At 40.6% G+C, this 25302-nt stretch carries 27 protein-coding genes and 2 pseudogenes; 2 read left to right on the top strand and 27 right to left on the bottom strand.

Features of this window, described 5'->3' with window-relative positions; all coding sequences use genetic code 11:
• Positions 1-122 precede the first annotated feature (122 nt).
• The 3 genes and pseudogenes from F973_RS08340 to F973_RS08350 all read right to left on the bottom strand — a co-directional run.
• The gene (locus F973_RS08340) at positions 123-2285 is read right to left on the bottom strand and encodes a malate synthase G (RefSeq protein ID WP_004761213.1); all 2163 of its coding nucleotides are present in this window, start codon (positions 2283-2285) and stop codon (positions 123-125) included.
• A 292-nt stretch (positions 2286-2577) separates the two neighbouring features.
• Positions 2578-3723 (bottom strand): cell division protein ZapE, encoded by a 1146-nt coding sequence (zapE, locus tag F973_RS08345; protein ID WP_004682208.1) that lies wholly within the window; start codon positions 3721-3723, stop codon positions 2578-2580.
• A 118-nt stretch (positions 3724-3841) separates the two neighbouring features.
• Positions 3842-4465 (bottom strand): annotated as a pseudogene (locus F973_RS08350) (helix-turn-helix transcriptional regulator); the annotation flags it as partial.
• A 206-nt stretch (positions 4466-4671) separates the two neighbouring features.
• Here F973_RS08350 and F973_RS08355 point away from each other — a divergent pair.
• On the top strand, positions 4672-6189 hold the full coding sequence (locus F973_RS08355; RefSeq protein ID WP_004761216.1) for a flavin-containing monooxygenase: 1518 nt from the start codon (positions 4672-4674) through the stop codon (positions 6187-6189).
• Positions 6190-6238: 49 nt separating this feature from the next.
• On the opposite strand, the gene F973_RS08360 is transcribed toward F973_RS08355, so the two are convergent.
• Positions 6239-7006, bottom strand: a complete 768-nt coding sequence (locus tag F973_RS08360; protein ID WP_004761217.1) for an META domain-containing protein — start codon at positions 7004-7006, stop codon at positions 6239-6241.
• A 95-nt stretch (positions 7007-7101) separates the two neighbouring features.
• Here F973_RS08360 and F973_RS14680 point away from each other — a divergent pair.
• Positions 7102-7240 (top strand): annotated as a pseudogene (locus F973_RS14680) (LysO family transporter); the annotation flags it as partial.
• A gap of 74 nt (positions 7241-7314) precedes the next feature.
• On the opposite strand, the gene pyrF reads toward F973_RS14680, so the two are convergent.
• The 23 genes from pyrF to F973_RS08475 form a co-directional block, all read right to left on the bottom strand.
• Positions 7315-7995, bottom strand: a complete 681-nt coding sequence (gene pyrF, locus F973_RS08365; protein ID WP_004757943.1) for an orotidine-5'-phosphate decarboxylase — start codon at positions 7993-7995, stop codon at positions 7315-7317.
• Between the two features lie 33 nt (positions 7996-8028).
• On the bottom strand, positions 8029-8388 hold the full coding sequence (locus F973_RS08370; RefSeq protein WP_004679472.1) for a lipopolysaccharide assembly protein LapA domain-containing protein: 360 nt from the start codon (positions 8386-8388) through the stop codon (positions 8029-8031).
• Between the two features lie 14 nt (positions 8389-8402).
• Complete coding sequence (locus tag F973_RS08375; RefSeq protein WP_004679473.1) at positions 8403-8705, bottom strand: integration host factor subunit beta; 303 nt, start codon at positions 8703-8705, stop codon at positions 8403-8405.
• A gap of 157 nt (positions 8706-8862) precedes the next feature.
• Positions 8863-10545: a 30S ribosomal protein S1 gene (gene rpsA / locus F973_RS08380; RefSeq protein WP_004679476.1), complete on the bottom strand. Its 1683-nt coding sequence runs from the start codon at positions 10543-10545 to the stop codon at positions 8863-8865.
• A gap of 117 nt (positions 10546-10662) precedes the next feature.
• Positions 10663-11340 carry a (d)CMP kinase gene (gene cmk / locus F973_RS08385; protein ID WP_004761218.1) on the bottom strand — a complete coding sequence of 226 codons (678 nt, stop codon included), beginning with the start codon at positions 11338-11340 and terminating at the stop codon, positions 10663-10665.
• A 9-nt stretch (positions 11341-11349) separates the two neighbouring features.
• Complete coding sequence (locus F973_RS08390; RefSeq protein ID WP_004679478.1) at positions 11350-11790, bottom strand: SRPBCC family protein; 441 nt, start codon at positions 11788-11790, stop codon at positions 11350-11352.
• Between the two features lie 64 nt (positions 11791-11854).
• The gene (tadA, locus tag F973_RS08395; RefSeq protein ID WP_004679479.1) at positions 11855-12382 is read right to left on the bottom strand and encodes a tRNA adenosine(34) deaminase TadA; all 528 of its coding nucleotides are present in this window, start codon (positions 12380-12382) and stop codon (positions 11855-11857) included.
• 5 nt (positions 12383-12387) lie between these two features.
• Complete coding sequence (locus F973_RS08400; RefSeq protein WP_171055705.1) at positions 12388-13512, bottom strand: enoyl-CoA hydratase/isomerase family protein; 1125 nt, start codon at positions 13510-13512, stop codon at positions 12388-12390.
• Positions 13509-14222 (bottom strand): uracil-DNA glycosylase, encoded by a 714-nt coding sequence (gene ung, locus F973_RS08405; protein WP_004761219.1) that lies wholly within the window; start codon positions 14220-14222, stop codon positions 13509-13511. Before ung ends, F973_RS08400 begins: the two co-directional genes overlap by 4 nt.
• A gap of 46 nt (positions 14223-14268) precedes the next feature.
• Positions 14269-14865, bottom strand: coding sequence for a 6-pyruvoyl trahydropterin synthase family protein (locus F973_RS08410; RefSeq protein WP_004679482.1), 597 nt, complete (start codon positions 14863-14865; stop codon positions 14269-14271).
• A 130-nt stretch (positions 14866-14995) separates the two neighbouring features.
• Positions 14996-15970 (bottom strand): type II secretion system minor pseudopilin GspK, encoded by a 975-nt coding sequence (gene gspK, locus F973_RS08415; protein ID WP_004761220.1) that lies wholly within the window; start codon positions 15968-15970, stop codon positions 14996-14998.
• Positions 15971-15975: 5 nt separating this feature from the next.
• Positions 15976-16605 carry a type II secretion system minor pseudopilin GspJ gene (gene gspJ / locus F973_RS08420; protein WP_004761221.1) on the bottom strand — a complete coding sequence of 210 codons (630 nt, stop codon included), beginning with the start codon at positions 16603-16605 and terminating at the stop codon, positions 15976-15978.
• Positions 16602-16991, bottom strand: coding sequence for a type II secretion system minor pseudopilin GspI (gene gspI / locus F973_RS08425; RefSeq protein WP_004761222.1), 390 nt, complete (start codon positions 16989-16991; stop codon positions 16602-16604). Before gspI ends, gspJ begins: the two co-directional genes overlap by 4 nt.
• Entirely contained in the window at positions 16978-17529 is a 552-nt protein-coding gene (locus F973_RS08430) for a pilus assembly FimT family protein (RefSeq protein WP_004761223.1), read from the bottom strand. Before F973_RS08430 ends, gspI begins: the two co-directional genes overlap by 14 nt.
• A gap of 12 nt (positions 17530-17541) precedes the next feature.
• Positions 17542-18153: a TetR/AcrR family transcriptional regulator gene (locus F973_RS08435; RefSeq protein WP_171062340.1), complete on the bottom strand. Its 612-nt coding sequence runs from the start codon at positions 18151-18153 to the stop codon at positions 17542-17544.
• 37 nt (positions 18154-18190) lie between these two features.
• Positions 18191-18964: a TatD family hydrolase gene (locus tag F973_RS08440; RefSeq protein WP_004682231.1), complete on the bottom strand. Its 774-nt coding sequence runs from the start codon at positions 18962-18964 to the stop codon at positions 18191-18193.
• Positions 18965-18992: 28 nt separating this feature from the next.
• A complete protein-coding gene (locus F973_RS08445; protein WP_004761225.1) occupies positions 18993-19337 on the bottom strand; it encodes a PilZ domain-containing protein in 345 nt (114 codons plus the stop codon).
• A 363-nt stretch (positions 19338-19700) separates the two neighbouring features.
• Positions 19701-20672, bottom strand: coding sequence for a DNA polymerase III, delta' subunit (locus F973_RS08450; protein WP_004761227.1), 972 nt, complete (start codon positions 20670-20672; stop codon positions 19701-19703).
• Positions 20673-20683: 11 nt separating this feature from the next.
• Entirely contained in the window at positions 20684-21445 is a 762-nt protein-coding gene (gene kdsB, locus F973_RS08455) for a 3-deoxy-manno-octulosonate cytidylyltransferase (RefSeq protein WP_004761228.1), read from the bottom strand.
• Between the two features lie 9 nt (positions 21446-21454).
• Positions 21455-22462, bottom strand: coding sequence for a tetraacyldisaccharide 4'-kinase (lpxK, locus tag F973_RS08460; protein ID WP_004761230.1), 1008 nt, complete (start codon positions 22460-22462; stop codon positions 21455-21457).
• 2 nt (positions 22463-22464) lie between these two features.
• Positions 22465-24192 carry a lipid A export permease/ATP-binding protein MsbA gene (gene msbA, locus F973_RS08465; RefSeq protein ID WP_004761231.1) on the bottom strand — a complete coding sequence of 576 codons (1728 nt, stop codon included), beginning with the start codon at positions 24190-24192 and terminating at the stop codon, positions 22465-22467.
• Complete coding sequence (locus F973_RS08470) at positions 24189-24617, bottom strand: ExbD/TolR family protein (RefSeq protein ID WP_004679501.1); 429 nt, start codon at positions 24615-24617, stop codon at positions 24189-24191. The genes msbA and F973_RS08470 overlap by 4 nt, the downstream gene beginning before the upstream one ends.
• A gap of 14 nt (positions 24618-24631) precedes the next feature.
• Positions 24632-25261 (bottom strand): MotA/TolQ/ExbB proton channel family protein, encoded by a 630-nt coding sequence (locus tag F973_RS08475; RefSeq protein WP_004761236.1) that lies wholly within the window; start codon positions 25259-25261, stop codon positions 24632-24634.
• Positions 25262-25302 lie beyond the last annotated feature (41 nt).

Below are 25302 nucleotides of genomic sequence, written 5' to 3' on the forward strand. Positions count from 1 at the left end.
ATTATTTCGATTTTTTTTTGAATCCTGTATGGATAATAAAGTAGTTTGACTATATTTTACATATTTTAAGAAAACGAGGTTATAAAAAAAGCCTCCGAGGAGGCTTTTCAGTTTAGAAGAAATTAATCACCTGTATAACCTTTAAGTTTTAAACGTGCAGCATGTAACAATGGCTCTGTATAACCCGATGGTTGCTCAGCGCCTTTGAAGATCAAATCAGCAGCAGCTTGGAATGCAATACCATCAAAATTTGGTGCCATTGGCGTATAAAGCGGATCATTGGCATTTTGCTGATCAACAATCACAGCCATACGTTTAAGCACTTCTTCAACTTGTTCTTTCGTTACGATACCGTGACGCAACCAGTTTGCAACATGCTGAGAAGAAATACGTAAAGTTGCACGATCTTCCATTAAACCAACGTTGTTGATGTCTGGAACTTTAGAACAACCTACGCCTAGGTCAACCCAACGAACGACATAACCCAGAATACCTTGACAGTTATTTTCAAGTTCGTTGTTAATTTCTTCAGCAGTCCAGTTGGTTTCTGGAGCAAAAGGAGGTGTTAACAAGTCATCCAGAGACAACATATCTTCATTAGCCAACTCATCCTGACGTGCTTTCACGTTGATTTGATGGTAATGCAATGCATGAAGTACCGCACCTGTTGGAGATGGAACCCATGCACAAGATGCACCTGCATTTGGATGTGCAGTTTTAGTCGCCAACATATCTTTCATGCTGTCTGGTTTTGGCCACATGCCTTTACCAATTTGTGCCTTACCTTGTAGGCCACATGCCAAACCAATCGCAACGTTACGATTTTCGTAAGAAGCAATCCATTTCTGAGCTTTAACAGCTTCTTTACGGACCATTGGCGCTGCTTCCATAGAGGTATGGATTTCATCACCCGTACGATCCATAAAACCAGTGTTAATGAAAATCGTACGGTCTTTTGCAGCAGCAATACAGTTTTTCAAATTAACTGAAGTACGACGTTCTTCGTCCATAATCCCGATTTTAAGCGTCTTCGCTGGCAAGCCAAGTGCCTGTTCCGCACGCTCAAACAATTCAACTGCGAATGCAACTTCTTCTGGGCCATGCATTTTTGGTTTAACGATATACATAGAACCTTTACGAGAGTTCTTATTTTCGTTTTCGCCACGAATATCTGAAATTGTAAGTAATGGAGTAACTAATGCATCCATAATACCTTCAAATACTTCTTCACCTTCTACAAGGATCGCTGGGTTAGTCATTAAATGACCAACATTACGAAGAAGCATCAACGAACGACCATGTAAAGTTGTAGTGCCACCAATCAGGTTTTGAACAGTACGGTCTTTGTTTAAGGCACGTGTAATGGTTTTACCATTTTTCTCGATAGACTCCTGCAAGTCACCTTTCATCAAGCCCAACCAGTTACGGTAGCCTTCAACTTTCTCTTCAGCATCAACCGCCGCAACAGAATCTTCCAAATCCTGAATGGTTGTGATTGCCGCTTCAAGGGTTAAATCTTTCACGCCAGCAGCATCAGTTTTACCCACTGGGCTGTTTGCATCAATATCAATGATAACGTGCAGGCCGTTATTTAATAAAACGATTTCAGTTGGGTTTGCGGCTTCACCATTGAAACCAACAAATTGAGCTTCATGCGCCAAAGAAGTAGTCGAACCATCTTTTAAAGTCACAACTAGACGATTGTGATCAACCGCATATTGAGTTGCATCAGCGTGTGAGCCTTGTGCCAACGGGAAAGTCTGGTTTAAGAAATCTTTAGCGAATGCAATAACCTTGTCACCACGAACTGGGTTATAGCCTTTACCTTTTTCTGCACCGTTTTCTTCAGAAATCACATCTGTACCATACAGCGCATCGTACAAAGAACCCCAACGTGCATTGGCTGCGTTTAAGCAATAACGCGCATTACGTACTGGTACAACTAGCTGTGGACCTGCCAATAAAGCAATTTCTTCATCTACATTTTCAGTTGTAACTTTAAAGTCAACAACTTCTGGTTCCAGATAACCAATTTCAGTCAGGAATGCTTTATAGGCATTCAATTCAAATTTATTATTGCGGTGCCATTCATCAATCTTGGCTTGTAGTTCATCACGCTTAGCCAATAATGCCTTGTTTTTTGGGCTAAGATCGACAACGACTTGCTCGAAGTTTTTCCAGTAAGTTTCACTATCTAAACCAGATCCTGGTAAAGCTTCATTTTCGATGAAATCGTAAAGTTCTTTAGCAATCGCTAGCTTGCCTTGTTGAATACGTACAGTCATTGTCTTTCCTGATGGTGCTAACTTTTTATAACAAGATTCCTAGTATACCGATTTATACTAGCCTGAATAGTAATATCACATTCCTAAATAGTAAGCATTTTCTCTATAAGACGTATTGACAAGCGCAATTTTATCTCTTTATCAAAAAATCAAATTCCTGGGTACTTACAGTTTAGGCCTGCAATGTCCTCACATTTTTAAACGACTTTATTTATAGCAAAATTCAAACAAGAATAAAGCTTTCTCCCTCTAAATTTATAAAAAAGACATTCCGAAGAATGCCTTTGTAAATTTATGAGGTTTTTGCAACCTGTATCTGTCGATGTTCAGAATGCAGGTAGTCATCCGACTGCATTTCCAGCAATCTTGAACGGGTACGCTCAATTTCAAAAGCCAATTTCTGACCTTCATAAAGCTCAATAATTGAATCTTCTGACGTCAGCAATAATTTCACTCCCCGATCATAAAACTCATCGACCAGATAAATAAAGCGTCGGGTTCCTTCTGACAGGAAATCGGTCAAATTCGGAATATTGCTGACCAATACAGTATTGTAAATATTGGCAATTTCAATAAAGTCTGCTGGACTACGTGGCTTAAAGCATAATTCAGAGAATTCACACCACAATACATCTTCGGTATGCCCCAGCGTCTCTACCACACGATTGTTAATCATGATGGGTGTATTCGACTTGGTTTGAGTATGTGTAAGCGATTGGAAACGTTCAAGCATCCATGACTGGGCATCACTGCTTAATGGATATTTAAACAACTGTGCCTGTTTCAAAACTCGTAAACGGTAATCAATGCCTGCATCAACATTTAAAACCACACAGTTTTTCTGTACCAGTGTAATCGTGGGCATAAAACGGTCACGGTGAATCCCGTTTTTATATAAACCCTCTGGCGCAATGTTTGATGTTGCAATCAGGGTAATGCCACGCTCAAATAGTTTCTGGAATAAATCACTAAGAATCATTGCATCTGTCACGTTCGACACAAAGAACTCGTCAAAACAAATCACAACTGCATTTTTATAAATTTGATCGGCCACTGCATCCAGAGGATTACGCTGGCCTGAAAGCTTGTTTAATTCTTTATGGACGTGCTGCATAAAGTGATGAAAATGCATACGGGTCTTGCGGCGGAACGGGACAGCATCATAAAACTGGTCCATTAACCAAGTCTTGCCACGGCCTACACCGCCCCACATATAAACCCCTTTTGGATAGGTCTGACGACGGAAACGTCGAAATGCTTTCTTGGAAGCTTTATAACGAGTGAGTAATTCTTTCCATACTCGATCTAACTCTTGCACTGCCTGAGCCTGAGCTTCATCAGGCATAAACTGACCTGACTCAAGCGCTTGAGTATAGCGTTCAGCAGGTGATGCAGGAATAAATGCAGTGCTATGTGAGTCTGGTTTAGAATTTGACATAAGGACTTATTGCAATTTTAATTGGTGAAAATTATATCGAACATTGAGTTCAAAGGCATTAGATTTTAGGCTTAATTATCATGCTGTTTAAACATCATAATCTACCATTTTTAATTATTTAGCTATTTCGATGATATTGTCTAGGGCTTTGTCCAAACCATCTTTTAAAGGCATGATTAAATGCTGCAGGTTCAGAATATCCCAACATTTCGGCCACTTGCTCAATCGAATACGAACTGTTTTCAATGAATTTTAATGCCTTTTGCTTGATGAGCCTTTCCCGAATTTCCTTATAGCTGGTCTGCATTTGCTGTAATTGGTGCCTTAAAGTTCGTTCAGGCATGTTCAATGCACAGGCTGTTTCCGTCATGGTTGGAATCACGCCATTCTGCAGTTCCAGATAATCTTCAACATATTCGACAACGGTCAGCTTGAGGTTTTCATTCTTCTCCAGCTTTGCTAAATCCTGTAGGCATTTTTCCTCATACACCCGATAGGTCAATGTATCTGCGGAGGGGACTTTAATTTGCAGGATTTGAATATCGTCCAGAATGAATGCCGCCTGATCACAATCAAATTTGACATCCTGCCCATAATAGTCCTGATAGGCAGCCATCAATGCCAAGTCTTTTGGCCTTTTAAATGGTAATTCAATTTGAATGTGAGGAATTTCCAGCCCCATCATTTTAAAAATATCTTGTAAAAACTTATAGGTACCTGAGATTTCACATTGTGCTCGGAGATGACGCATGCCTTGAATCAAATACATTAATCCGAGGATAGATCTCTTCATAATTCCAAATGCAATTCTCAAGACTTTAATGTTGTACTATAAAAAAGCATGTAAATGAATTGCCGAAATGATCAAGTTCTGCGTCTATACAATCATATTTAATCTCGATAAAACCTTTAAACTTGCACAAAATTTAGCTGTGTAGGGGATGGGCTATGCGTAATGCGAACAAGGATGCAATTCAAAAAACCAAAGTTGCCATTATTGGTGCAGGTTTTGGTGGTTTGGCAATGGCTATTCGACTATTACAAAGTCAAATCAATGATTTTGTGATTTTGGAAAAGACCAATGATGTGGGTGGCACATGGCGAGAAAACCAGTATCCAGGCGCAGCATGTGACGTTCAATCGCATATGTATTCCCTTTCATTTGCACCTAAAACCGACTGGTCCAAACGTTACGCAGAAGCAGATGAAATTTTTACTTATATTCAGGACATTACTGAACAATATAAATTAAAAGATTATTGTAAATTTAATCATGAAGTGACTCATGCTCAGTTTGATGAAAACCGCAATGTCTGGACTGTAGAATTTAAAGACCAGCCAACACTTGAAGCACAATTTGTTATTTTTGCTTCTGGTCCACTGCATGTTCCCCAAATTCCACACATTAAAGGGATTGAGAAATTCAAAGGCAAAGTCTTCCATTCTTCAAAATGGGAACACGATTATGATTTAAGTGGTAAATCTGTTGCCTCTATTGGTACAGGTGGCAGTGCCATTCAGTATATTCCTGAAATTGCACCCGAAGTAAAACAGCTTTATGTGTTTCAGCGTACTGCAGCATGGGTCATCCCACGTGATGAACGTAAATATTCACAACTCAGCAAGACTTTGTTCAAGGCATCGAATATTTATCGCCAAATCCATCGTACCCGCTTGTACTGGACCAATGAGTCTCGTGTCGTGCCGATTGTACAACCTCAGATCATGAAATATGGTCAAAAGCTTGCAGAAGCCTTTATTCGTTTTCAGGTGAAAGATAAAGAACTCGCCAAGAAACTAACTCCTGATTTCGTCATGGGTTGTAAGCGTATTTTGATTTCCAACAAATACTTTCCAACCTTTAACCGTAAAAACGTTGAACTGGTTACAGATGCTATTCAGGAAATTACTGCAAATGGCATCATCACCAAAGATGGTAAAGAACGTCAGATTGACTGCCTGATTTATGGTACAGGTTTTATTACCGATCCACGTATCTACTTAAAGCATTTTGATTGTGTCGGTCGTAATGGCATTGAGCTGAAACAGGCATGGAAAGATGGCGCTGAGAGTTATTATGGCATTGTCACCAAGAACTTCCCGAACCTGTTCCAGCTACTTGGTCCTAACACAATCTTAGGGCATAACTCTGTGATTTTCATGATTGAATCACAAGTGAACTATATTCTACAGTTGATCCAGACCGTGGATAAAACAGCTACTCAGGCGATTGAAATCAAGCATGATGCACAAGATCAGTTCAACGAACGTGTACAGGAACAGCTTAAAGGTACGGTATGGCAAGCAGGTGGCTGTAGCAGTTGGTATCAGGCGGCTGATGGCAAGAACTTCTCTCTATGGCCAACTTATACCTGGAAATACTGGTTAGAAACGCGTAAAGCGAATGTTGCTGATTATAATTTTATGAGTAATGACGCTAAGCAATCAAAAAAACAAGTCGCTTAAATTGTAATGATAAACGAGAGGATAATTTATGATCCTCTCGTTTATTGTTTTAAGGTTCGTAATAATCGCCATTACCTGACATTGGTGTGGTGTAATAAACATCCACATACGGACGCTTGTGATCTTTTAGTGGAAAACGTTTCACTAAAATCATGGCATACGTATTTTCAATATGCTGATAATCTTCAATTTGATCTTGTTTAATAATTTGCCACTGTCCTTTTTCCCGATTCTCCCATAATCCGACCTCTTTAATTTCACGAATCTTTAAGCATTGTGGTCGTTCGGAAGCTGCACTGTTATTTTCACAAGATACGAAATGAGGAAAAACCTCAAATGTTAAAATTTCAGGTTTAGACTGATATTTTGTTTCAGGTGTCATTTTTCCTACAAATGAATACTGCTGACTATCTAACATTTTAAATGTTAAGGTTGGTTGAGCAATATTGGTTGAATCCAAGGTAAATATAGCCTGCTTGTCTTGATCAAATAAATTTGTCGCTAATACTTCTTGTTTTGCTAATTCATCAGGACATCCCCTAGCGGTTAGCACAAAACTTTCTGTCGCAATTAATTTTTTCCCCTGAATTTTATAAGGCGCACCACCAGCATTACACCCTGTATTCACCCCAACACTATTATTTTCAAAGTTTAATTTAATTGGAGGATTCTCATTCGGGGGTTGATATTGCCAAAAATATGAAGTTAATATTTTCTCTGGATCTACTGAAATCTTTTTTGGCTCCTGTACAACTGGGGTACAAGCAAGTGAACCCACACTACAGCATAAAAAGAAAAATATAGATTTAACTTGCATTTAGTCCCTCCTCCATATCTATCTGCTGATATTTTGTATAGCACTTTTCTGGGCATAATGGATGAATCATATACTGGGATAAAATAAAAAATTAAGCAACTTCAATGGATGTTACCCTGGCAATGGTGAAGCAATCATGTGGTACGTATTATGTACCTCATGCCATGATGAGCGGATTAATTCTTTCGCTACTCCCCCCTATTGATAACTCTGTTTTTAAATCTGAAATTCTAATGAATGTCAGTTGAATTGATCAAATCAATATAAAAGGCAAACACAAGTTCGCCCTTACATGAAGATCTATTGATTCAAATCGAAGCTAAAATAGACTTGAGCATCTCAGTTGGGTTTTCTGCCTTGGTAATTGGACGGCCAATGACCAAATGGGTTGAACCATCTTGCATTGCCTGTTTAGGTGTCACAATACGTTTCTGGTCATCTGCATTCGAACCCTCAGGACGAATACCAGGTGTTACCAATGCAAAATCTGCCCCTAACATTTCACGAAGAATTTTTGCTTCCTGTGCCGAACATACTACACCATCCAGGCCACTCTCTTGAGTGAGCTTGGCCAAGCGTTTAACTTGCTCTACAGGTTCGATATCCAAACCAATATCACGCAAATCTTCACGTCCCATTGACGTTAAAACAGTCACTGCAATCAATTGTGTTTGATAATTTCCTGCTTGCAAACGCTCAACACAGGTTTCCATCATCTTGCGACCACCAGATGCATGTACATTGACCATCCAAACACCTAGATCAGCCGCCGCACAAACCGCCTGAGCGGTGGTATTCGGAATATCATGGAATTTTAAATCCAAAAAAACTTCAAAACCCTTGTTCTTTAAGTTTTTAACAACAGATGGACCTTCATGAGTAAAAAGCTCTTTGCCTACTTTGACACGACATAGAGTAGGATCAAGTTGTTCCACAATTGTCAGAGCGTCGTATTCGCTTTTTGCATCCAAGGCAACAATGATACTCAAGAGCTTTTCTTCCCAATAAAAATAAAGCCCATATTATAATGGGCTTTTATTTTCTGTGTGAATATCCAGCACAGTTTTTTCATGTCTTGTACTTGCAGCAGCCTGAGCAGCAGCTTGTTGAGCCACCTGAATTTGTTCTTTTCTCAGATGATCAATGTCTTTACGTAAACGTTTAATTTCCCAATTGGTTTGGAAAACCCTAAATACCTGGACACCAAGAAGTAGACCAACAACAATGCCTAATGCCAATGTTAATAGAAGCAATAGACCTAAACGCATCGCAGGGACTTGGGTAAACAATAAGTTTACCTCCAACTCTGCTGGGTTCTGCAAAACCAAGGCAAGCGAATAACCAAATATAGCAATAAGTAATGCAATTAATATATAACGCATACACACCTCGAATATTATTCAGCAGATTCGTTTACCGCATCACGAAGTGCTTTACCTGGTTTAAAGTGAGGAACGGCTTTCGCCGCAACATCAACAGCCTTACCTGTTTTAGGGTTACGTCCTAAACGTGGTTCACGATGATGCAATGCAAAACTGCCAAAACCACGAATTTCGATACGATCACCATTTGAAAGCGCTTCAATCATTTGGTCAATCATGATCTTAACTGCATCTTCAACTAAAGGTTCAGCCAAGTGTGGGTTTTTAAGTGCAATCCGTTCAATCAAATCAGATTTATTAAGTGCTTCAGTAGTCATTGATGACCTCTTTAATTATTGCTACTTTTTAATGTTTTTAATAATAACCTGTTTAAATACAAAACGGTAGCGCAGTACATCAATACTACGCTACCGTTTACAGTATTTTTGTATAAAAAAGTACTTCTCTGTTACAAGAAACGTACTTTTTAACAAATTACTTCATTTGAGCTTTAATTAAGTCACCAATAGTCTTAGGACCATTGCTGTCAGCAACTTGTGTAGCAGCAGCTTGACGAGCATTGTTTACAGCTTCTTTCTCTTCAGCTTCGTCTTTCGCTTTGATAGACAAGTTGATTGAACGAGACTTGCGATCAACGTTGATGATCTTCGCTTCAACTTCCTGACCAACTTCTAGGAACTTGGTTGCATCTTCAACGCGGTCACGGTTGATTTCAGAAGCTTTAAGTGTTGCTTCGATGTCATCAGCCAATTTAACTGTAGCACCTTTCGCATCAACAGCAGTTACAGTACCTTTAACCAAGGCACCGCGCTCATTCGCAGCCAAGAAGTCATTGAATGGGTCGCTGTTCAATTGCTTGATACCAAGGCTGATACGGTTGCCTTCAGCGTCAACAGACAAGATAACCGCTTCAACTGTGTCACCTTTCTTGTAACGACGAATTGCTTCTTCGCCTTGCTCGTTCCAAGAAATGTCAGACAAGTGAACTAGACCATCGATACCGCCTGGTAAACCGATGAAGATACCGAAGTCAGTGATTGACTTAATTGTACCTGAAACTTTTTCACCTTTGTCGTGGTTCTTAGCAAACTCTTCCCATGGGTTAGCACGAGTTTGTTTGATACCAAGAGAAATACGACGACGCTCTTCGTCAACTTCAAGAACCATAACGTCAACTTCATCACCAATCTGAACAACTTTAGATGGGTGGATGTTTTTGTTAGTGTGGTCCATTTCAGAAACGTGTACTAAACCTTCAACGCCTTCAGCGATTTCTGCGAAACAGCCGTAGTCAGTTAAGTTCGTTACGCGAGCTTTAACGATAGAACCTTTAGGATAACGGTTCATGATCGCCAACCATGGATCTTCGCCTAATTGCTTAAGACCTAAAGATACGCGGTTACGCTCTTTGTCAAACTTAAGTACTTTAACAGTAACTTCTTGACCCACTTCAACCACTTCTGATGGATGCTTGATACGTTTCCAAGCCATATCTGTGATATGCAGAAGACCATCAATACCACCAAGATCAACGAATGCACCGTAATCTGTAAGGTTCTTGATTGTACCAGTAACAGTTTGACCTTCTTCAAGCTGAGCAAGCAATGCTTCACGGTCAGCTGAAGATTCAGCTTCCATTACGGCACGACGAGAAACCACAACGTTATTGCGTTTAGCATCAAGCTTGATAACCTTGAACTCCAACTCTTTACCTTCAAGGTGAGTTGTGTCGCGAATCGGACGAGTGTCAACCAAAGAACCTGGCAGGAATGCACGTACAGGACCGATGTCAACAGTGAAACCACCTTTAACCTTACCAGAGATAACACCAGTAACGATTTCGCCATCTTCAAAGATTTTTTCAAGTTTAGTCCAGGTTTCAGCACGTTTCGCTTTTTCACGTGATAAAACTGTTTGACCCATACCGTTGTCAAGCGCTTCAACAACAACATCAACTTCATCACCAACCTGAACTTCAAGTTCACGTTGTTCATTTAAAAACTCAGCACGGTCAACAACACCTTCAGATTTAAGGCCAGTGTCAACAGTTACCCAGTCAGAGTCGATACTAACAACGATACCTTTAATTACGGCACCTTTGTCAATATTAAGGGTTGATTCGCTTTCTTCAAAGAGGGCTGCAAAAGATTCGGTCATGATATACCTAAAAAATTCAACGGTCTTGGATCAGACAAGATCGGTTTAGTTAAGTTGTTACATAGCCATAAAATCTGACCAGACCATGCTTCAACTGAAAATTCATTGAATATCTATTTATATACGACTATCGATATAATCAACCATGAGCTTAAAGACCTCATCAATGCCTATTGTAGAGCTATCAATGATATAGGCGTCTTCCGCTGGCTTGAGCGGAGCGACTTCACGCTCCATATCTCTTTTATCTCTAGCCTGTATGTTAGATAAAATGTCGCTTATTTTAGCATCAAGCCCCATACCCTGCAACTGTTTTACACGTCGCTCAGCACGCGATTCGGCTGATGCCGTAAGGTATAGCTTGGCTTGCGCTTCAGGAAAAATTGAAGTTGCCATGTCACGGCCATCGGCAACCAGTCCTGGATGCTGGATAAATGCACGTTGACGTTCAAATAATGCCTTTCTTAATTCTGGCACAGTTGCCACTTTAGAAGCATACTCACCGACCTGCTCTGTTCGAATGATATTGGTGACATCTCTCCCCTCAAGCAACACCTGCGTAGCGGTCTCATTTGATCTAAACTCAATATCCAAATGAATTGCATAATCAATGCATTGTTCCAGCCTTGCCTCAATCTGGTCCAACAAGCCCTTTTGAAATAATGACAGCCCGAGTAAACGATATAAAGCACCAGAGTCTAAAAGATTAAATCCATAATAAGCAGCTATTTTGGCTGCCAAGGTCCCTTTGCCAGAACCACTAGGACCATCAATCGTAATAATTTGAACTGTCATTCCTGTCTCTTATGAAGCAACTGATTTTGCTAATTTTGAAAAACCTAGTGTAATCGCTGCCTTGAGTTGTGCAAGAACTAATTTACTTACAAATGGTGCTTTTGCGGTAAATTCAATCTTATAGGTCACCAAAGTGATGTAGGGTGTAATTTCCCTAAAATCAATTTGTCCCAAATGATGTTTTACCAATGGGTTGTTAATCAGCTTATATTCAATCCGCTTGTTTTCTTCCAGCAGGGTAATCTCTTCCTGTAATGGCTTAATCGGGCCAAAACCCATACGACGAATTGAGCCGATGCCATCAGGACGTTGAGGGTCAGCAGAATCCTTTACCCGCACCACCTGTAAAGGTGCAAACGCCTTGTTGTAGGTTGCATGTTTTGACAATAAATCAAAAACATCAGAGATGGGTGCATTGAATTCTTTTTGTATGGTGATTGCATTACGCATAGCTTCGCCTTTTTGATCTAACCAAAATCATGGGAGGGCCTAGTTTGCCACAACTACAAGGGCATTATGAATCATTTAAGGGCGTTTTTGACGAATGGATTTTTCTCTTTTCATCACGTCTACGCTTAAAAAACTCACTTAACTGGGATGAACACTGTGCCTGCATGCATCCCTGTTCGAAAGTGAATTTATGATTGTAATAGCCGCTTTCAAGTAGCTGTCTTGCACTGACCAACGAACCAGCTTTAGGCTCTGTTGTAGCAAACACTACTTTTTTGATACGGGCATGAATGAGTGCGCCAACACACATCGTACAAGGTTCAAGCGTCACATAAAGTGTGGCATCATCTGGCAAACGGTAATTATCTATAGCCTGACAGGCGGAACGAAGTGCCTGGATTTCAGCATGTGCAGTTGGATCAGAAAGCTTGATGGGTGCATTATAACCCGAACCAATCACCTTATTCTGGCTTACAATTACAGCCCCAACTGGAATTTCGTCCTGTGATGCGGCTAGGTTAGCCTGCTCATAAGCAAACTGCATCCAGTATTCATCGTTAAAGTTTTCTGAAATTGTGACGTCAATACTCATCGATTTTAAGCAATAACACCATATTGTCTTAATAATGCATTCCAGCTATCAATCGTAGTTACTGGAGCACAATCAGATAAAATATCTTGTAACGTAATTTTTTCGGCTGCTTTCCATTCTGGTGATAAGTCCTTATCAACTAAACGTGCACGGACACCCTCAACAAAATCTGGATGACGAATTTTCCAGTCAGAAATTTGTGATTCAAGCGCAAAAACCTCATCCCAGGCATGACCCTGCTTGCCCCATTGCCACAGCAACCATGTAATCGCAGCAGTACTTGGAGAACCTTTTTGCAGATTCTCACTTGCCTGACGTAACCAGTCACTACTTGCATCACTCAGACCAATAATCGCTTGATAGTCATACTCAAAACTTTGACCACGGCAAACACTATGAATCACATCGATTGAGTTTTGCAGAGGACCTGCCGCTACAGGACGATGTAGACTATTTAAAGTATCATCAATGGCACGGAAAGCACCCGCAGGATAGTGATTCCAATCCACATTCAAAACTTTTTGAAGAACATTATCTCGCTGTGCTTCACAAATATGAGTTGCCCAACCAATGCTAAAAGCACCAGCTGCAGTCATAATTGAACCCGTTAAACCTGTAAACAGCCCAATTTGACCACGATCTGCAAGAAAACGACTTCCCCCTACATCAGGATAGAGACCAATATTGATTTCAGGCATTGCAAGACGTGAATAAGGTGTGACTAGACGGAAAGGCGCGGCCATGAATAGTCCTAAACCACCACCCATGACATAACCTTCACCCCAAACTACGATTGGCTTAGCATAGTTATGAAGCAATAAATCAAGCGCATATTCTTGTTCAAAAAATTTATTTGCCGTATCTACTTCATTATTAATGACAAGTTGACGGAGTTTACGAACATCACCACCCGCGCAAAAGGCTTTTGGTGTGGTTGAATCAAACCAGATTGCTTTAACACTGTCATCTTCATGAAAATATTCAAATACTTTCAATAAAGCACTCACAATTGACTCATCAAGTGCATGTAAAGATTTTGGTCGGTTTAAACGAACAATACGCCAACCATTTTTAGCGTTTTCGATAATTAAATCTGGGTGATAACTATTTAAATCGGGAGAAGTCATTATGCGTCCAGTTGCCAGTCTATTGGCTCAATGCCATGTTGTTTCAAATAATGATTTGTTTTAGAAAATACTTTACAGCCAAAAAAACCACCTCGGTTTGCAGACAAAGGTGAGGGATGTGCAGCTGTTAACACTAGATGTTTATTTCGATCAATGCGCTGTCCTTTTCGCTGGGCATACGCACCCCACAAAATAAAGACCACATGCTCCCGCTGTTCATTCAACACATCAATGACAGCATCGGTAAACTCTTCCCATCCCTGTTTCTGATGAGAAGTTGGCTGTCCTGCTTCAACAGTCAGTACACTGTTTAATAGCAATACCCCTTGAGCAGCCCATTTACTTAAATCCCCATGACGGGAAATCGGCACTGTGAGATCAGTATGTAATTCATGAAAAATATTACGCAAAGATGGTGGTAATGCAACCCCTCTTTGTACAGAAAAGCTTAGACCATTGGCTTGATTAGGGCCATGATATGGATCTTGACCCAATATCACGACTTTTACATCCTGTAACGGGGTTGTATTCAATGCATTGAAAATTTGCTTGCTAGGCGGATAAATTGTTTTCTGAGCAAGGATCTGTTGCTGTAGAAACTCTCTTAAATGATCCATCTTCTGACTGACTAGAAATTCTGACAAAGAGATTTTCCATGACTCATCCAACTGAACTTTATTAAGTTTTTCCTGCTGTTGTTCAGTAAATTGCATCAACATTCCCTGCAATAAATTCATTTGTTGTAAAGTAACAGACCACTCAAATATTGACTTGTAGTTCTACGTTTGGATTCTGGAATCTTATTCCTTTTTTCAGATTCTCATACATTTGAGGATCACTCCATTCCGCCTGTACCTGTTCTGAAAAAATAATCTGGTCTAAATTTAAGATACCCATTTGTTCGTTTTCAATATCTTCTATGAAACTTTGTGCATAACCTGTATCCGTTTCATGCACAATCACCGAATAAACCTCTACATCACCCTCACCATTTTGGGTAGTGGTTGAATGAAGCACCTGCTGTGCCAGATAAAAGAAAATCCGTGAAAATTGCTCAGCAGATGGCGAAACAGGTAACGCAATCCACCGTGCACTAAATGTTTGACATGCGGCGATATATTCAGGGTCATCTTTTTGCCAATAGCAAATGGCATGATCAAAACTGTCAAAAAGCTCCTTAATCACACCTTTTAACAACCCAAAATCATAAACCATTTGCCCATGATCCAGCTTTGAGGCTTTTAACAGTAATTCAACTTTATAGCTGTGCCCATGAATCGAACGCTTACAACGGTCCGATGTACAGTTACGCACAATATGAGCATTTTCAAACTTAAATAATTTACGAATTAACATGCACCAAGCTGATCTTATTCTGCAAAACGGATTTTATTATAAAGCAAAAAACCAAGCATTGTGATTGATTTTAAACCCTGTGACCATTCAATCATCCAATTTATACATTTTAGATTTACCCACTCGATTTCTATGGTGCTGGTACAACTGTATTAAATGGCGCAAGGCTTCTGGAATAGACTGTTACCTGCTTGTCTTTGCGCATCATGGCACTGGTAAACTGTCGTTTGCGTTCACTTAAAACCACTTCAATTTGAGCAGTAAAATAATTTGATTTACTGTCTAACCATGCCGCAGCATCGGTCTTGTTTTGTGGTTCTATTCCAGAAAAAGCATTCAGTTTCCATAAATCTTCAACACTATTGAAATAGGTCAATTCTGCCTGTTTGGCTTTTAATTCCTGTTCTAGCGTTTTTACATCTAATTTGGGATCAATGCTTGCCAATAATAAGGGAGCCGCCGTGTTCATATTGATTTTTGTGGCTTCTGGCAATGCGGTGACATAAGGTGCAATGAGGTCATAATTTTTTCCCTCGAACCCTCTGACCAGCTTTAACTCCTCTACCTGATGAAACCTGGTATTGGAAGCCAAATAGGATGGATCCAAACCCTGATAATAATTACTTTCTGCGCCCATCGCCCCCGTAGTTTCATCATTGGCATCTTGCCAGTCAATTACGGCCTGACTCAATTCAGCAGGCAACCCGACGCGTTGCAATAATTTTTCAAACCAGCGTCTTGCAGAGTCATCCACACTGCCATCAGCTTTTAACAAATTATTTAAATTGAATTTTCCAGACTCATCCAGCAAACGACCTGAAATAAAACCATCCTCTACAGGAAAGGCTGGCATTGGTTTCGCCCAGTTTTCCTGTAAATGATCAATGCTGCTACCATTATCACTGTCCTGAATCAGCAATTCAGAGAAAAATGCCTCTGCACTTTTAGCATAAAGCAGGGATTGATCCTGACGCATCAAATAACCTGTATTTTCAGAGGTATTGGTCTGTCGTTTGGCAATGGTTGCAGCCAGAATGGTGGCTAAGGCCACCATCACTAAAATAGTGAGTAATGCGATACCACGTTGAGATGAATCATCCTTCATAGCAATCATGGCCCTGTTTTATTTTCTGACAATTTATTGGTATTCAGTAGACTATAAATCCACTCATAATCTGTGCCTGCAACAGTCAACTGTACCTTAAACCCTAAAGGTAGTTTTTTTAATTCAGTCACATTATTCGGATCACTGATATTTTCAGGCCATTGGGTCAGTTCTTGTGGGTTGAGAACGGTAATTTTAAACTGGTCCACCCGTTCTAACAGCGTACTGGAAATCGGTTGCACCCGATTAGGGATATTGAGATTTGCATATTTTAAACGATAGACTTTCTTCTGTGCAGAATCATAGCGATATTCAATCCGTTCATAAGGCGACACACCCTGCTTTAATGGATCTGAGACACCAGCCTTACTAAATATAAAACTTCGATCATTTAACAATAAAGCCGCTTGTAATTGTCTGCCATCATTGGCCGTTAAGGGAATGATTTGTAGGCTATCCCTCAAAATTTGCTGATAAGCGTCCTGTAGTTCAAACAGGTAGGTTTCATGTTCCGCATTACGGTCTTTTACTTTTAATAAATAATCAAAGACTTTCCAGCCCAGCATTGAAAGTACCGCAAAAATTGCAATCGCAACCAACAATTCAACTAAAGTAAATGCCTGTTTATATTTCATGATGTCTTGGCTTTTGCTGGGTAGTTAAAAAACACCATGTTGGTGATCCCTGCTTCAACTTTACCTTGTTCGCTATTAAACAGGCTCACCTGCAATTCGATGCGCTGAATATTGGGACTAATGGTTGCCTGTGCTTTTTTATCAATCTGCCAGGTTTCCCCCTGTGAGGTGACTTGTCTGGACTGTGTCCCCTCCAGCCATTCCTGATTCATTTCCATCATGGCCACTTCATTCATGGCAACAAATTGTGCCTTGGTCCGCAAAATCGCATTGGAGGTTGACTGTGTGTATTGCATGGCAATTTTAGTTAATGCAATCGCTGCCACAGCAAAGATAGCAAGTGCCACCATCACTTCAAGTAAGGTAAAGGCTTTAATCTTGTTCATTTATTTTACCCAGGTGATCGAGTTCCAGCTCATGGCCAATGGGTTGTTGTTCATAATAAAACTGAATACGAACAGGTTTGGCCTCGCCATTGCCAAACCAGATCAACTGGGGGGATTTACCACCTAATAAATCTTCATTTTTGGCTTTCGAATAATTTTCGTCATCTAAACTTTGAATGCTAAACGACACTTGATCAGGTAACTGGCGTGGTTTAAATTCAGGATAAGGTTGCCAAGTGCGATTAGCCTGTTGTATTTGCTCAAGGCTTTGATCATGATATTCAAATAAATTATAGCTAAAGGGTGCAACATCAGTTGCATTTTGGGTATTTAATGCCAGCACCTTGGCTTGATCAGTTGCTTCCTTATTGATTTTTTTCAAATCGAGAATAAACATTTCTCTCGCCTGCATGGCACGGCGCTGATCAACACCACCAATATTTAACACTACCAAGGATGCCATGATGGTCATAATCACAATCACCACCATAATTTCAATGAGGGTGAATGCCTGTTGTAATCGACGGGGTGATCTCATTTGCTTGACCAATTATGAAGCAGCCACTTGTTCAAGTTGTTTTGGCATCGCCAAAGCCTGCTCAATATAGGCAACGCGCAAGGTATCTCGAGAGCCCAAATAACGCTGATAAAAACTTGAGTTGAGAATCACCGCAGCGCCATAAGTCAAAGACCAGATGGAAGCCAAATAATCGCGTGTGGTCATGCTGCTATGGATATCTACCAGATGGCTTTCTGTCATACGGATAATAATCCGCAAACGTTGACGGCGAATTCTATACAACTCACTGAATAGCAATTGAATCCCTTGCCCAGTCGTGGAGAGACGTTCTTCAATCTGGTGAAATAAGGCGGTACGTTCAGGATGATGGAGATGATGCAGCATAAAGAATGCCAGATGTTCAGGAAAAGTCTTTTCAGTATCCTGAATCATTTCCAGCAACATTTTCTCATTACGAATAATCAGCAACATATACAATTCATCTTTACTCTGAAAATGTTTGTATAAAGTCCCTTTCGCAAGATCCAGCTCAGCAGCCAGCGCATCAAGTGTCATACCTGCTTCACCATTTTCCAATAAGAGTTGTTCAGCAATCTGAAAAATCAAGACTTCTCGTGCTCTAAACTGAGCTTGGCGATCCATTTTCACGTGATAACTTTTCCTAGCGCAACAAAACCGTTTATTTCAAATTTAAAAGATTTTCAAAATTTTGGGCAGTGATCATGCCAATTTCTTCAACCGATTTATCATATACATCACTGAGTGCTTTTGCTACATACGGCACATATTTCGGTTCGTTGGTTTTACCACGATAAGGTACAGGTGCTAAATAAGGACTATCTGTTTCAATCAGTACACGGTCAAGTGGAACCTGTTTAGCGACATCTCGCAAATCCTGTGCATTTTTAAATGAGATAATGCCAGAGAATGAAATGTAGTAGCCACAGTCCAGAACAGCTTTCGCAGTTTCCCAGTCTTCGGTAAAACAATGCAATATTCCATGCGTTGACTGCTCAGTCTTTATAATATCAACCGTGTCATGCTTAGCCGAACGTGTATGTACCACCACAGGTTTCTTTATAATCTTTGAGGCCTGAATATGCCGTGCAAAACACTGCTTTTGCGCTGCAATAAAATCAGTGCTGTGATAGTAATCCAGACCAGTTTCACCCAAAGCCCAGACTTTTTCAGATTGGGCAAGCTCCACCAAATAATCTGTTGTCGCACGTGCCATGGTCTGCTCATCCTCACATGGATGAACACCAACCGTATAGCCAACATCCACATGTCTGGACGCGATCTGTGACAATTGAATATGGTCATCCAGATCAACTGAAATTCCCATAAATTTTGACACACCCGCGAGTCTGGCCTGTGCAAGTGCCTGATCCAGATCTCCTTGATAAGGCGTTAAATCCAGCATGGTTAAATGGCAATGCGTATCAACAAACACTCTTTTTTCCTATCTATATCTATAACGCTTACATGGTGTAACTTGGGCGATCAAGGCCTTTTGAACCTGCCAGCAACTTTTCAGCCTCATTTTTATAATACACACCTTTTTCACCCATCAGTTGGATTGCAAAACCCTGTGGTTTAAAATGTGTTTGTTTATAAGAAATCCAGATCACTTTACCTGTCAACGGAATCTTCTGTGCCTGATCTGGCAAGGTTGCCAGAACAAATACTTCCTGTCCCATCTTGACCGCCTGCCTGGCTGGAACAAATAAACCGCCGCCTTGCACAAAAGGCATATAACTTGATTGCAAAGTTGCTTTATCAGGAATATTGACCTGTATAATTCCACCCATCATTTGTGGTTGCATAACATTCCCCTGTTAACACAAAAACCGAACACTTTATATCACGCTGATTAATCTAACAAATTGAACCGTCTATAAAAATCAATCTAACTCAGACTTAGCAGATAAAAGATAAGTAATGAGTTAAAGCATTTACATCGTTACTTTTGATTATAGGAAACATTGCTGGAAACAACAAATAATGTTTAATAAAAACGTCCAAACCAAAGGAATTTTCTTGTTCTTTAAACAGAAGAATTTTCTTTATATTTTTTATCTATAGCTGAATACTTCATTTATCATCACACCTAAAACCATAGGAAATGAGGTTTTACAAATATTTCCTTGTGCTAGTATTTTTAGAATTTAGCTATATAATACCAAGAATTAAGCATTCATTAATTGTATGAACAGCTCATCAAGCACCAATTGCGTCTGAACATTTTGCTCCACCATCAATTTCTTCTGCTGTAGATCTGAATAAATTGAAAACAGGCATTCCAAATCATAGCATTGAATAATTTCTTGAAAATTCAGATCGTCATTCTTGATTGACTGATTTAATTTTAAAGCAATGACATCAGCTAAAAGATATTCAAACATGATCAGAAATTCTGAAAAATTTAATTCCTTAGACCACTTGTTGGCGTAGTACAAAGGCATATTCTTTTCAGATACCAGCTTCAACCAGTCATTTAAAAATGTAGCCCGTTTCTCTAGCCAGTGACTCTGTTGAATCTCGATTGCCTTTAACGGCATATCATTGCCAAGATTCAACAACAGTGAAGTTTGCTCAGATGTTAAATCTGGAATTTGCTGTCGCACAAAAGTCTGTGACTCTTGAGGGGTTAGACGATCCAAGGCGAAATGTTGTAGACGACTGCGGATGGTTGCGGGTAGTTTCAAGTAATGATCGGCAACTAAAATCAGCACCACACGCTCACCTGGTTCTTCTAAAGTCTTGAGCAATGCATTGGAAGAGGCAATATTCAGTGCTTCCGCTGGCTCAATCATTACCACACGCCAGCCTTCACCTGTCTGCTGCACGAAAGGTAATAAGTCACGGATTTTTTCAATCTTTATTTTTGCATTTTGCTTTTTATTGTCGTCGTCTGTGGTGATATGCACATAATTGGGATGGGTGTCAGATTTCAGCCATTGGCAGCTAGAACACTCACCACATGCCGCCTCAGCCTGTTTATTCAGACAAAGTACCCATGCAACAAACCGTTCGGCAAACTCCTGCTTGGCACAGCCTTGTTTACCATAAAACAGTAAACCATGACCAAGCTCAGGAAAGCGCGTGGTGAGCAAAGACCATGTTTGCTCATGCCAGGGATAAATCATGGTTTGTTGCATATCACTCAATACTATTCAAATAAACTAACAGGCATCGCATTTAAACGGTCTAAATCTGTTTGTGTATCTACCCCAGGAGGTAAATTCGCTTTTGCAACAGCAATCGCAATACGGTGGCCATTTTCCAATACACGCAATTGCTCCAGGCTTTCCAGTTTTTCCAGATTTCCCTGTTCCCAAGTGACATATTCTTGTAGTAATTTGACACGGTAAGCATATAAACCCAGATGGCGGAATGCCTGATCATGCAAGGTGGGTTGTGACTGTTTTGCCCCATCACGATCATACGGAATGGTGGCACGGCTAAAATACAATGCTTCATTGCGATTGCTCATCACCACTTTCACAATGCTGTCACGTTGAAACTCATCTAACTGATGAATAGGCTCACATAAAGTAGACATTGAACATTGTGGTTGCTCAACCAGAAGTTGCGTTACCTGCTGTACCAACTGTGCTGGAAGCAAAGGCTCATCACCCTGAACATTGACAATAATGTCATCGGCAGACCAGCCTTTTAGACGGGCAACCTCACTTAACCGATCTGTGCCTGATGGGTGATCAGCACGGGTCAAGACCACCTCCACTCCCTCAGCTCGACACACTTCGGCAATACGCTCATCATCCGTTGCCACACACAAATCATCAAAGCCCTGTACTTTTTTGGCTTGATCAACTACGCGCAAAATCATTGGGCGACCATGAATAAGCAATAAAGGCTTGCCTGGTAAACGAGAACTGGCAAAACGTGCAGGAATAACGATGTGTTTCATAGTTGCCCTCTAAGAAAATTGAATCCCGACTTGCTGTAACTGTTGCCGCAGCAAGTCATAACAATCTGATGATAAAACTGCCTCAACAGGCACCACCCAAATGGGAATGTTAAATTCAGGATGTTGCTTTAATAATGTCTTGAACTTAACCGCATCTTTTTCAGTCGTGATAATTACATCATGATGATCAAATGTTAAATCAGCAATTTCATAATCATGATGATCTGGAAACTCATGTGCCTGATATTGGTTAACACCGAGCTTATTCAGTGTTTGATAAAAACGCTGCGGAAAGCCAATCCCCACCACAGCATTAAAATACTGCTTGGCATCAAAAGTGTTTGTGCTTGAATTGGGATTAAGCAAATAAGGTTGGCCAATCTCTAAATGCATATTTCGCTGAGCTCGTGCAATTTTAGTATGTTCAATGACCGTACTTCTATTTAAGCGTGATTTAGGCTCACGCAGATAACCTTCAGGTAATAACTTTTCATTGCCCAAACCACGGTTTTGATCCAGCACAATCCATTCAAGCTGACGTGCCAAAGCCAAATGCTGCAAACCATCATCACTCATAATCAGGTCAATCGCGGTAGATTTTAATAACAGTTCAATCGCTGCCTGACGGTTTGGACCAACGGCCATGGGAACATGGGTTGCCTGTACAATCAGACAGGGTTCATCACCCACTTGATCAGGTTCAGAGGTTGTGGTCACCAGCGCAGGAAAATCTCCCTTACCGCCATAACCACGGCTAATCACTCCAACACGAATATTGTGTTGTTGAAGATACTTGACCAGTTGAATCAACAACGGCGTTTTGCCACTTCCCCCAACCGTGATATTACCAATCACCATCACAGGCACAGGTGCGGTATATACTTTCTTGATTCCAGTTCTATACAAGCCCTGATTCAGGCAAAAACCAAAACGGTACAACCATGACAATGGACGCAACAACACTAACCATGCTGCCTGTTTATTCCAGGCATCCTGAATGGTTTGCGCCATAGACATGTTTAGTGTTCCTCAAAATTGCGTTGATGCAATTGATAATACATGCCATGTTTTGCGAGCAATTCGGTATGTGTGCCTTGTTCAATGATCTGCCCTTTGTCCATCACCACAATCACATCAGCATTTTCAATGGTCGATAAACGATGCGCAATCACAATGGTAGTACGACCTTGCATCGCCTCATCAAAAGCCTGTTGAATAAAATATTCAGACTCATTATCCAGCGCACTGGTTGCCTCATCAAGAATCAGGATTGGAGAATCTTTGAGAATCGCTCTTGCGATGGCGATACGCTGACGTTGACCACCAGAAAGGCTCAAGCCCTGCGCACCGAGAACAGTGTCATAGCCCTGTGGCAAGTTCATGATAAAGTCATGTGCATAAGCCGCTTTTGCCGCCGCAATCACTTTCTCGTCACTTGCATCCTGTAATTGACCATAGGCGATATTGTCACGGACTGAACGATTAAACAGAATCACCTGTTGATTGACCATTGCAATCTGTGATCTCAGGCAAGACAATTCAATGTCCTGAACAGGCACACCATCAAAATTCAGTTGCCCACCGCTTAACTCCTGAAAGCGTGGCAGCATATTCACCAGTGAGGTTTTACCCGCACCTGAACGTCCCACCAATGCAACTGTCTGTCCAGAATGTATCTTTAAAGAAAAATCTTTAATTGCATGTGTACCGTCTTCATAACGTAAATCTGCATGCTCAAACTGGATATTGCCTTTCAGCACAGGCGTGAGTTGCCCCTTATTCTGTTCTTCAGGCAAGTCCAGCAGTTCAAATACAGAGTGGGCTGCTGCCAAACCACGCTGTAATTTTTCATTAATATCGGTCAGGTTCTTCACAGGTTTTGAGATTAAACCTGCCGCCGCAATATAAGCAACAAATTCACCAGCCGAAGTATCACCTAAAACTTCTGGACGTAGTGCAATCCATAAAATCACTGCCATCGCACAAGATAAAATCAACTGGATAATCGGGCTGTTAATATTTTGCACCACCACCATTTTTAAGCCACGGCGAAGATTCTCTTCTGACGATTTATAAAAACGCTGCTGTTCAAATGCTTCACCTGTAAAACTTTTGACGACACTATTGCCATTGATGGTTTCCTGTACCACATGGTTGACATCACCCATGGTATTTTGTACCTGAATCGACAGCTTACGCATTTTTTTCGAGGCAATACGCACCAAGATGCCAATCACTGGTATAAAGACAATAAAACATAGTGTTAAACGCCAATTGGTATACAGTAAATAGCTCAACAATCCAATAACAATCAAACCGTCTTTAATCAGGGTTTTCAAAGACTCTGATGATGCGGCTGAAAGCTGTTCAACGTTATACATTAACTTGGCAGTAATATGACCAGAGCTATGATCAAGATAATATTGTGCAGGGAGTCTTAATAGTTTGGCGTAAACTTCCTGACGAATACCAAAGACCAACTGACGTGAAATAACGGCGGTAAAATATCCACCTAAAAATAATCCAACGCCACGAAAAAACATCAATAGCACAATTAAAACAGGAAACCAGTTCAGATTCTCTCGATCACCATTTTGAATGGCATCGATGATATATTTCATCAGCTTGGCGACTGAGACTTCTGTTGTGGCATTAATCGCAAAACCGATCAATATAAATAAGGCAATACCCCAATAAGATTTTAAATATGAGATGAGGCGCAAATAAACCTTAAAATCCTGATTCACTCAGTAAAACCTCTAGTCGGAACTTTAGTGCTGATATTGACATTAACAAAGCCAAGCTGACCTGCCACGTCCATCACACGAATCACGTCCTGATGGGTTGCCTTGGCATCAGCCGCAATAATAAACATGAGATCACGCCGATCCTGTGCAGCCTGCTTGATTGCGGTACTTAAATCCGCAATATCCTTGGTTGATAATGCCTGACCATTCACAGAATAATGTCCAGTTGAGTCTACCATGATTTCAATTTTCTGATCGAACTGTTTTGGTGGCACACCCTGTGCATCGGGCAAAGTCAGATTGATACGGCTTTGCTGGCTGAATGTTGTGGACAATAGCAAGAACACCAGAATGAACAACATACAGTCAATCATGGGTGTCAGGTTGATATGAATATCTTCAACTTGAGAACGTTTAAATTTCATAATGTCACCTATGCTCAGCTTGCATGGCGATGTTCTTGCACATGAGGTGCTTTTTTGTAGAAAAGTGCAGCATGAAATAATGTTGATTGTTGTTCTAACTCAGCAATATATTCATGTACTACACGTTGAAAATAACGGTAGGCAATCATGGCAGGGATCGCTATCAGCATACCTACAGCCGTTGTGATCAAGGCTTTAGAGATACCAGGCATCATCATACTTGCATTTCCGGAAGAACCGATATCAATCACTAAAAATGATTCAATAATACCAAGTACGGTTCCTAACAAACCAAGCAAAGGTGCAATGGCACTTAAGGTACCCAGAAAATTGATATTTTTTTCCAGATGGCTGATTTCCCGTGAAGCAGTTGCCTCCATCTGCGCACGCGCGAACTGCTCGCCCTGGTCACGATGTTCATATCCTGCCTTAAGAATACGACCCAAAGGACTTTTTGCGGCAGCATCCTGCTCTAGTTGTGAAATGACAGATTCAGCATCCGAACCATTGACCAATAATATCTGTGGCAGCACCTGTGCCCGTTTTAACCGAATATAGCGTTCAATTGAAATTGCAACCGTAAAAATTGATGAGAGAATAAGCGGTAGCATTAACCAACCACCCGCTTTCACAAGTTCCCACATATTATTCCCCAATAATATTTAAAATATAAAAGGACGCACCT

It is taken from the genome of Acinetobacter sp. CIP 102129, assembly GCF_000368305.1.
GTDB classification, from domain to species: Bacteria; Pseudomonadota; Gammaproteobacteria; order Pseudomonadales; family Moraxellaceae; genus Acinetobacter; species Acinetobacter parvus.

Bases quoted from the DNA above. Each gene is read 5' to 3' on its own strand.
- F973_RS08340 (WP_004761213.1), bottom strand. From the start codon at position 2,285: ATGACTGTACGTATTCAACAAGGCAAGCTAGCGATTGCTAAAGAACTT.
- zapE (WP_004682208.1), bottom strand. From the start codon at position 3,723: ATGTCAAATTCTAAACCAGACTCACATAGCACTGCATTTATTCCTGCA.
- F973_RS08355 (WP_004761216.1), top strand. From the start codon at position 4,672: ATGCGTAATGCGAACAAGGATGCAATTCAAAAAACCAAAGTTGCCATT.
- F973_RS08360 (WP_004761217.1), bottom strand. From the start codon at position 7,006: ATGCAAGTTAAATCTATATTTTTCTTTTTATGCTGTAGTGTGGGTTCA.
- F973_RS08370 (WP_004679472.1), bottom strand. From the start codon at position 8,388: ATGCGTTATATATTAATTGCATTACTTATTGCTATATTTGGTTATTCG.
- F973_RS08375 (WP_004679473.1), bottom strand. From the start codon at position 8,705: ATGACTACTGAAGCACTTAATAAATCTGATTTGATTGAACGGATTGCA.
- rpsA (WP_004679476.1), bottom strand. From the start codon at position 10,545: ATGACCGAATCTTTTGCAGCCCTCTTTGAAGAAAGCGAATCAACCCTT.
- cmk (WP_004761218.1), bottom strand. From the start codon at position 11,340: ATGACAGTTCAAATTATTACGATTGATGGTCCTAGTGGTTCTGGCAAA.
- F973_RS08390 (WP_004679478.1), bottom strand. From the start codon at position 11,790: ATGCGTAATGCAATCACCATACAAAAAGAATTCAATGCACCCATCTCT.
- tadA (WP_004679479.1), bottom strand. From the start codon at position 12,382: ATGAGTATTGACGTCACAATTTCAGAAAACTTTAACGATGAATACTGG.
- ung (WP_004761219.1), bottom strand. From the start codon at position 14,222: ATGCAATTTACTGAACAACAGCAGGAAAAACTTAATAAAGTTCAGTTG.
- F973_RS08410 (WP_004679482.1), bottom strand. From the start codon at position 14,865: ATGTTAATTCGTAAATTATTTAAGTTTGAAAATGCTCATATTGTGCGT.
- gspK (WP_004761220.1), bottom strand. From the start codon at position 15,970: ATGAAGGATGATTCATCTCAACGTGGTATCGCATTACTCACTATTTTA.
- gspJ (WP_004761221.1), bottom strand. From the start codon at position 16,605: ATGAAATATAAACAGGCATTTACTTTAGTTGAATTGTTGGTTGCGATT.
- gspI (WP_004761222.1), bottom strand. From the start codon at position 16,991: ATGAACAAGATTAAAGCCTTTACCTTACTTGAAGTGATGGTGGCACTT.
- F973_RS08430 (WP_004761223.1), bottom strand. From the start codon at position 17,529: ATGAGATCACCCCGTCGATTACAACAGGCATTCACCCTCATTGAAATT.
- F973_RS08435 (WP_171062340.1), bottom strand. From the start codon at position 18,153: ATGGATCGCCAAGCTCAGTTTAGAGCACGAGAAGTCTTGATTTTTCAG.
- F973_RS08445 (WP_004761225.1), bottom strand. From the start codon at position 19,337: ATGCAACCACAAATGATGGGTGGAATTATACAGGTCAATATTCCTGAT.
- F973_RS08450 (WP_004761227.1), bottom strand. From the start codon at position 20,672: ATGCAACAAACCATGATTTATCCCTGGCATGAGCAAACATGGTCTTTG.
- kdsB (WP_004761228.1), bottom strand. From the start codon at position 21,445: ATGAAACACATCGTTATTCCTGCACGTTTTGCCAGTTCTCGTTTACCA.
- lpxK (WP_004761230.1), bottom strand. From the start codon at position 22,462: ATGTCTATGGCGCAAACCATTCAGGATGCCTGGAATAAACAGGCAGCA.
- F973_RS08470 (WP_004679501.1), bottom strand. From the start codon at position 24,617: ATGAAATTTAAACGTTCTCAAGTTGAAGATATTCATATCAACCTGACA.
- F973_RS08475 (WP_004761236.1), bottom strand. From the start codon at position 25,261: ATGTGGGAACTTGTGAAAGCGGGTGGTTGGTTAATGCTACCGCTTATT.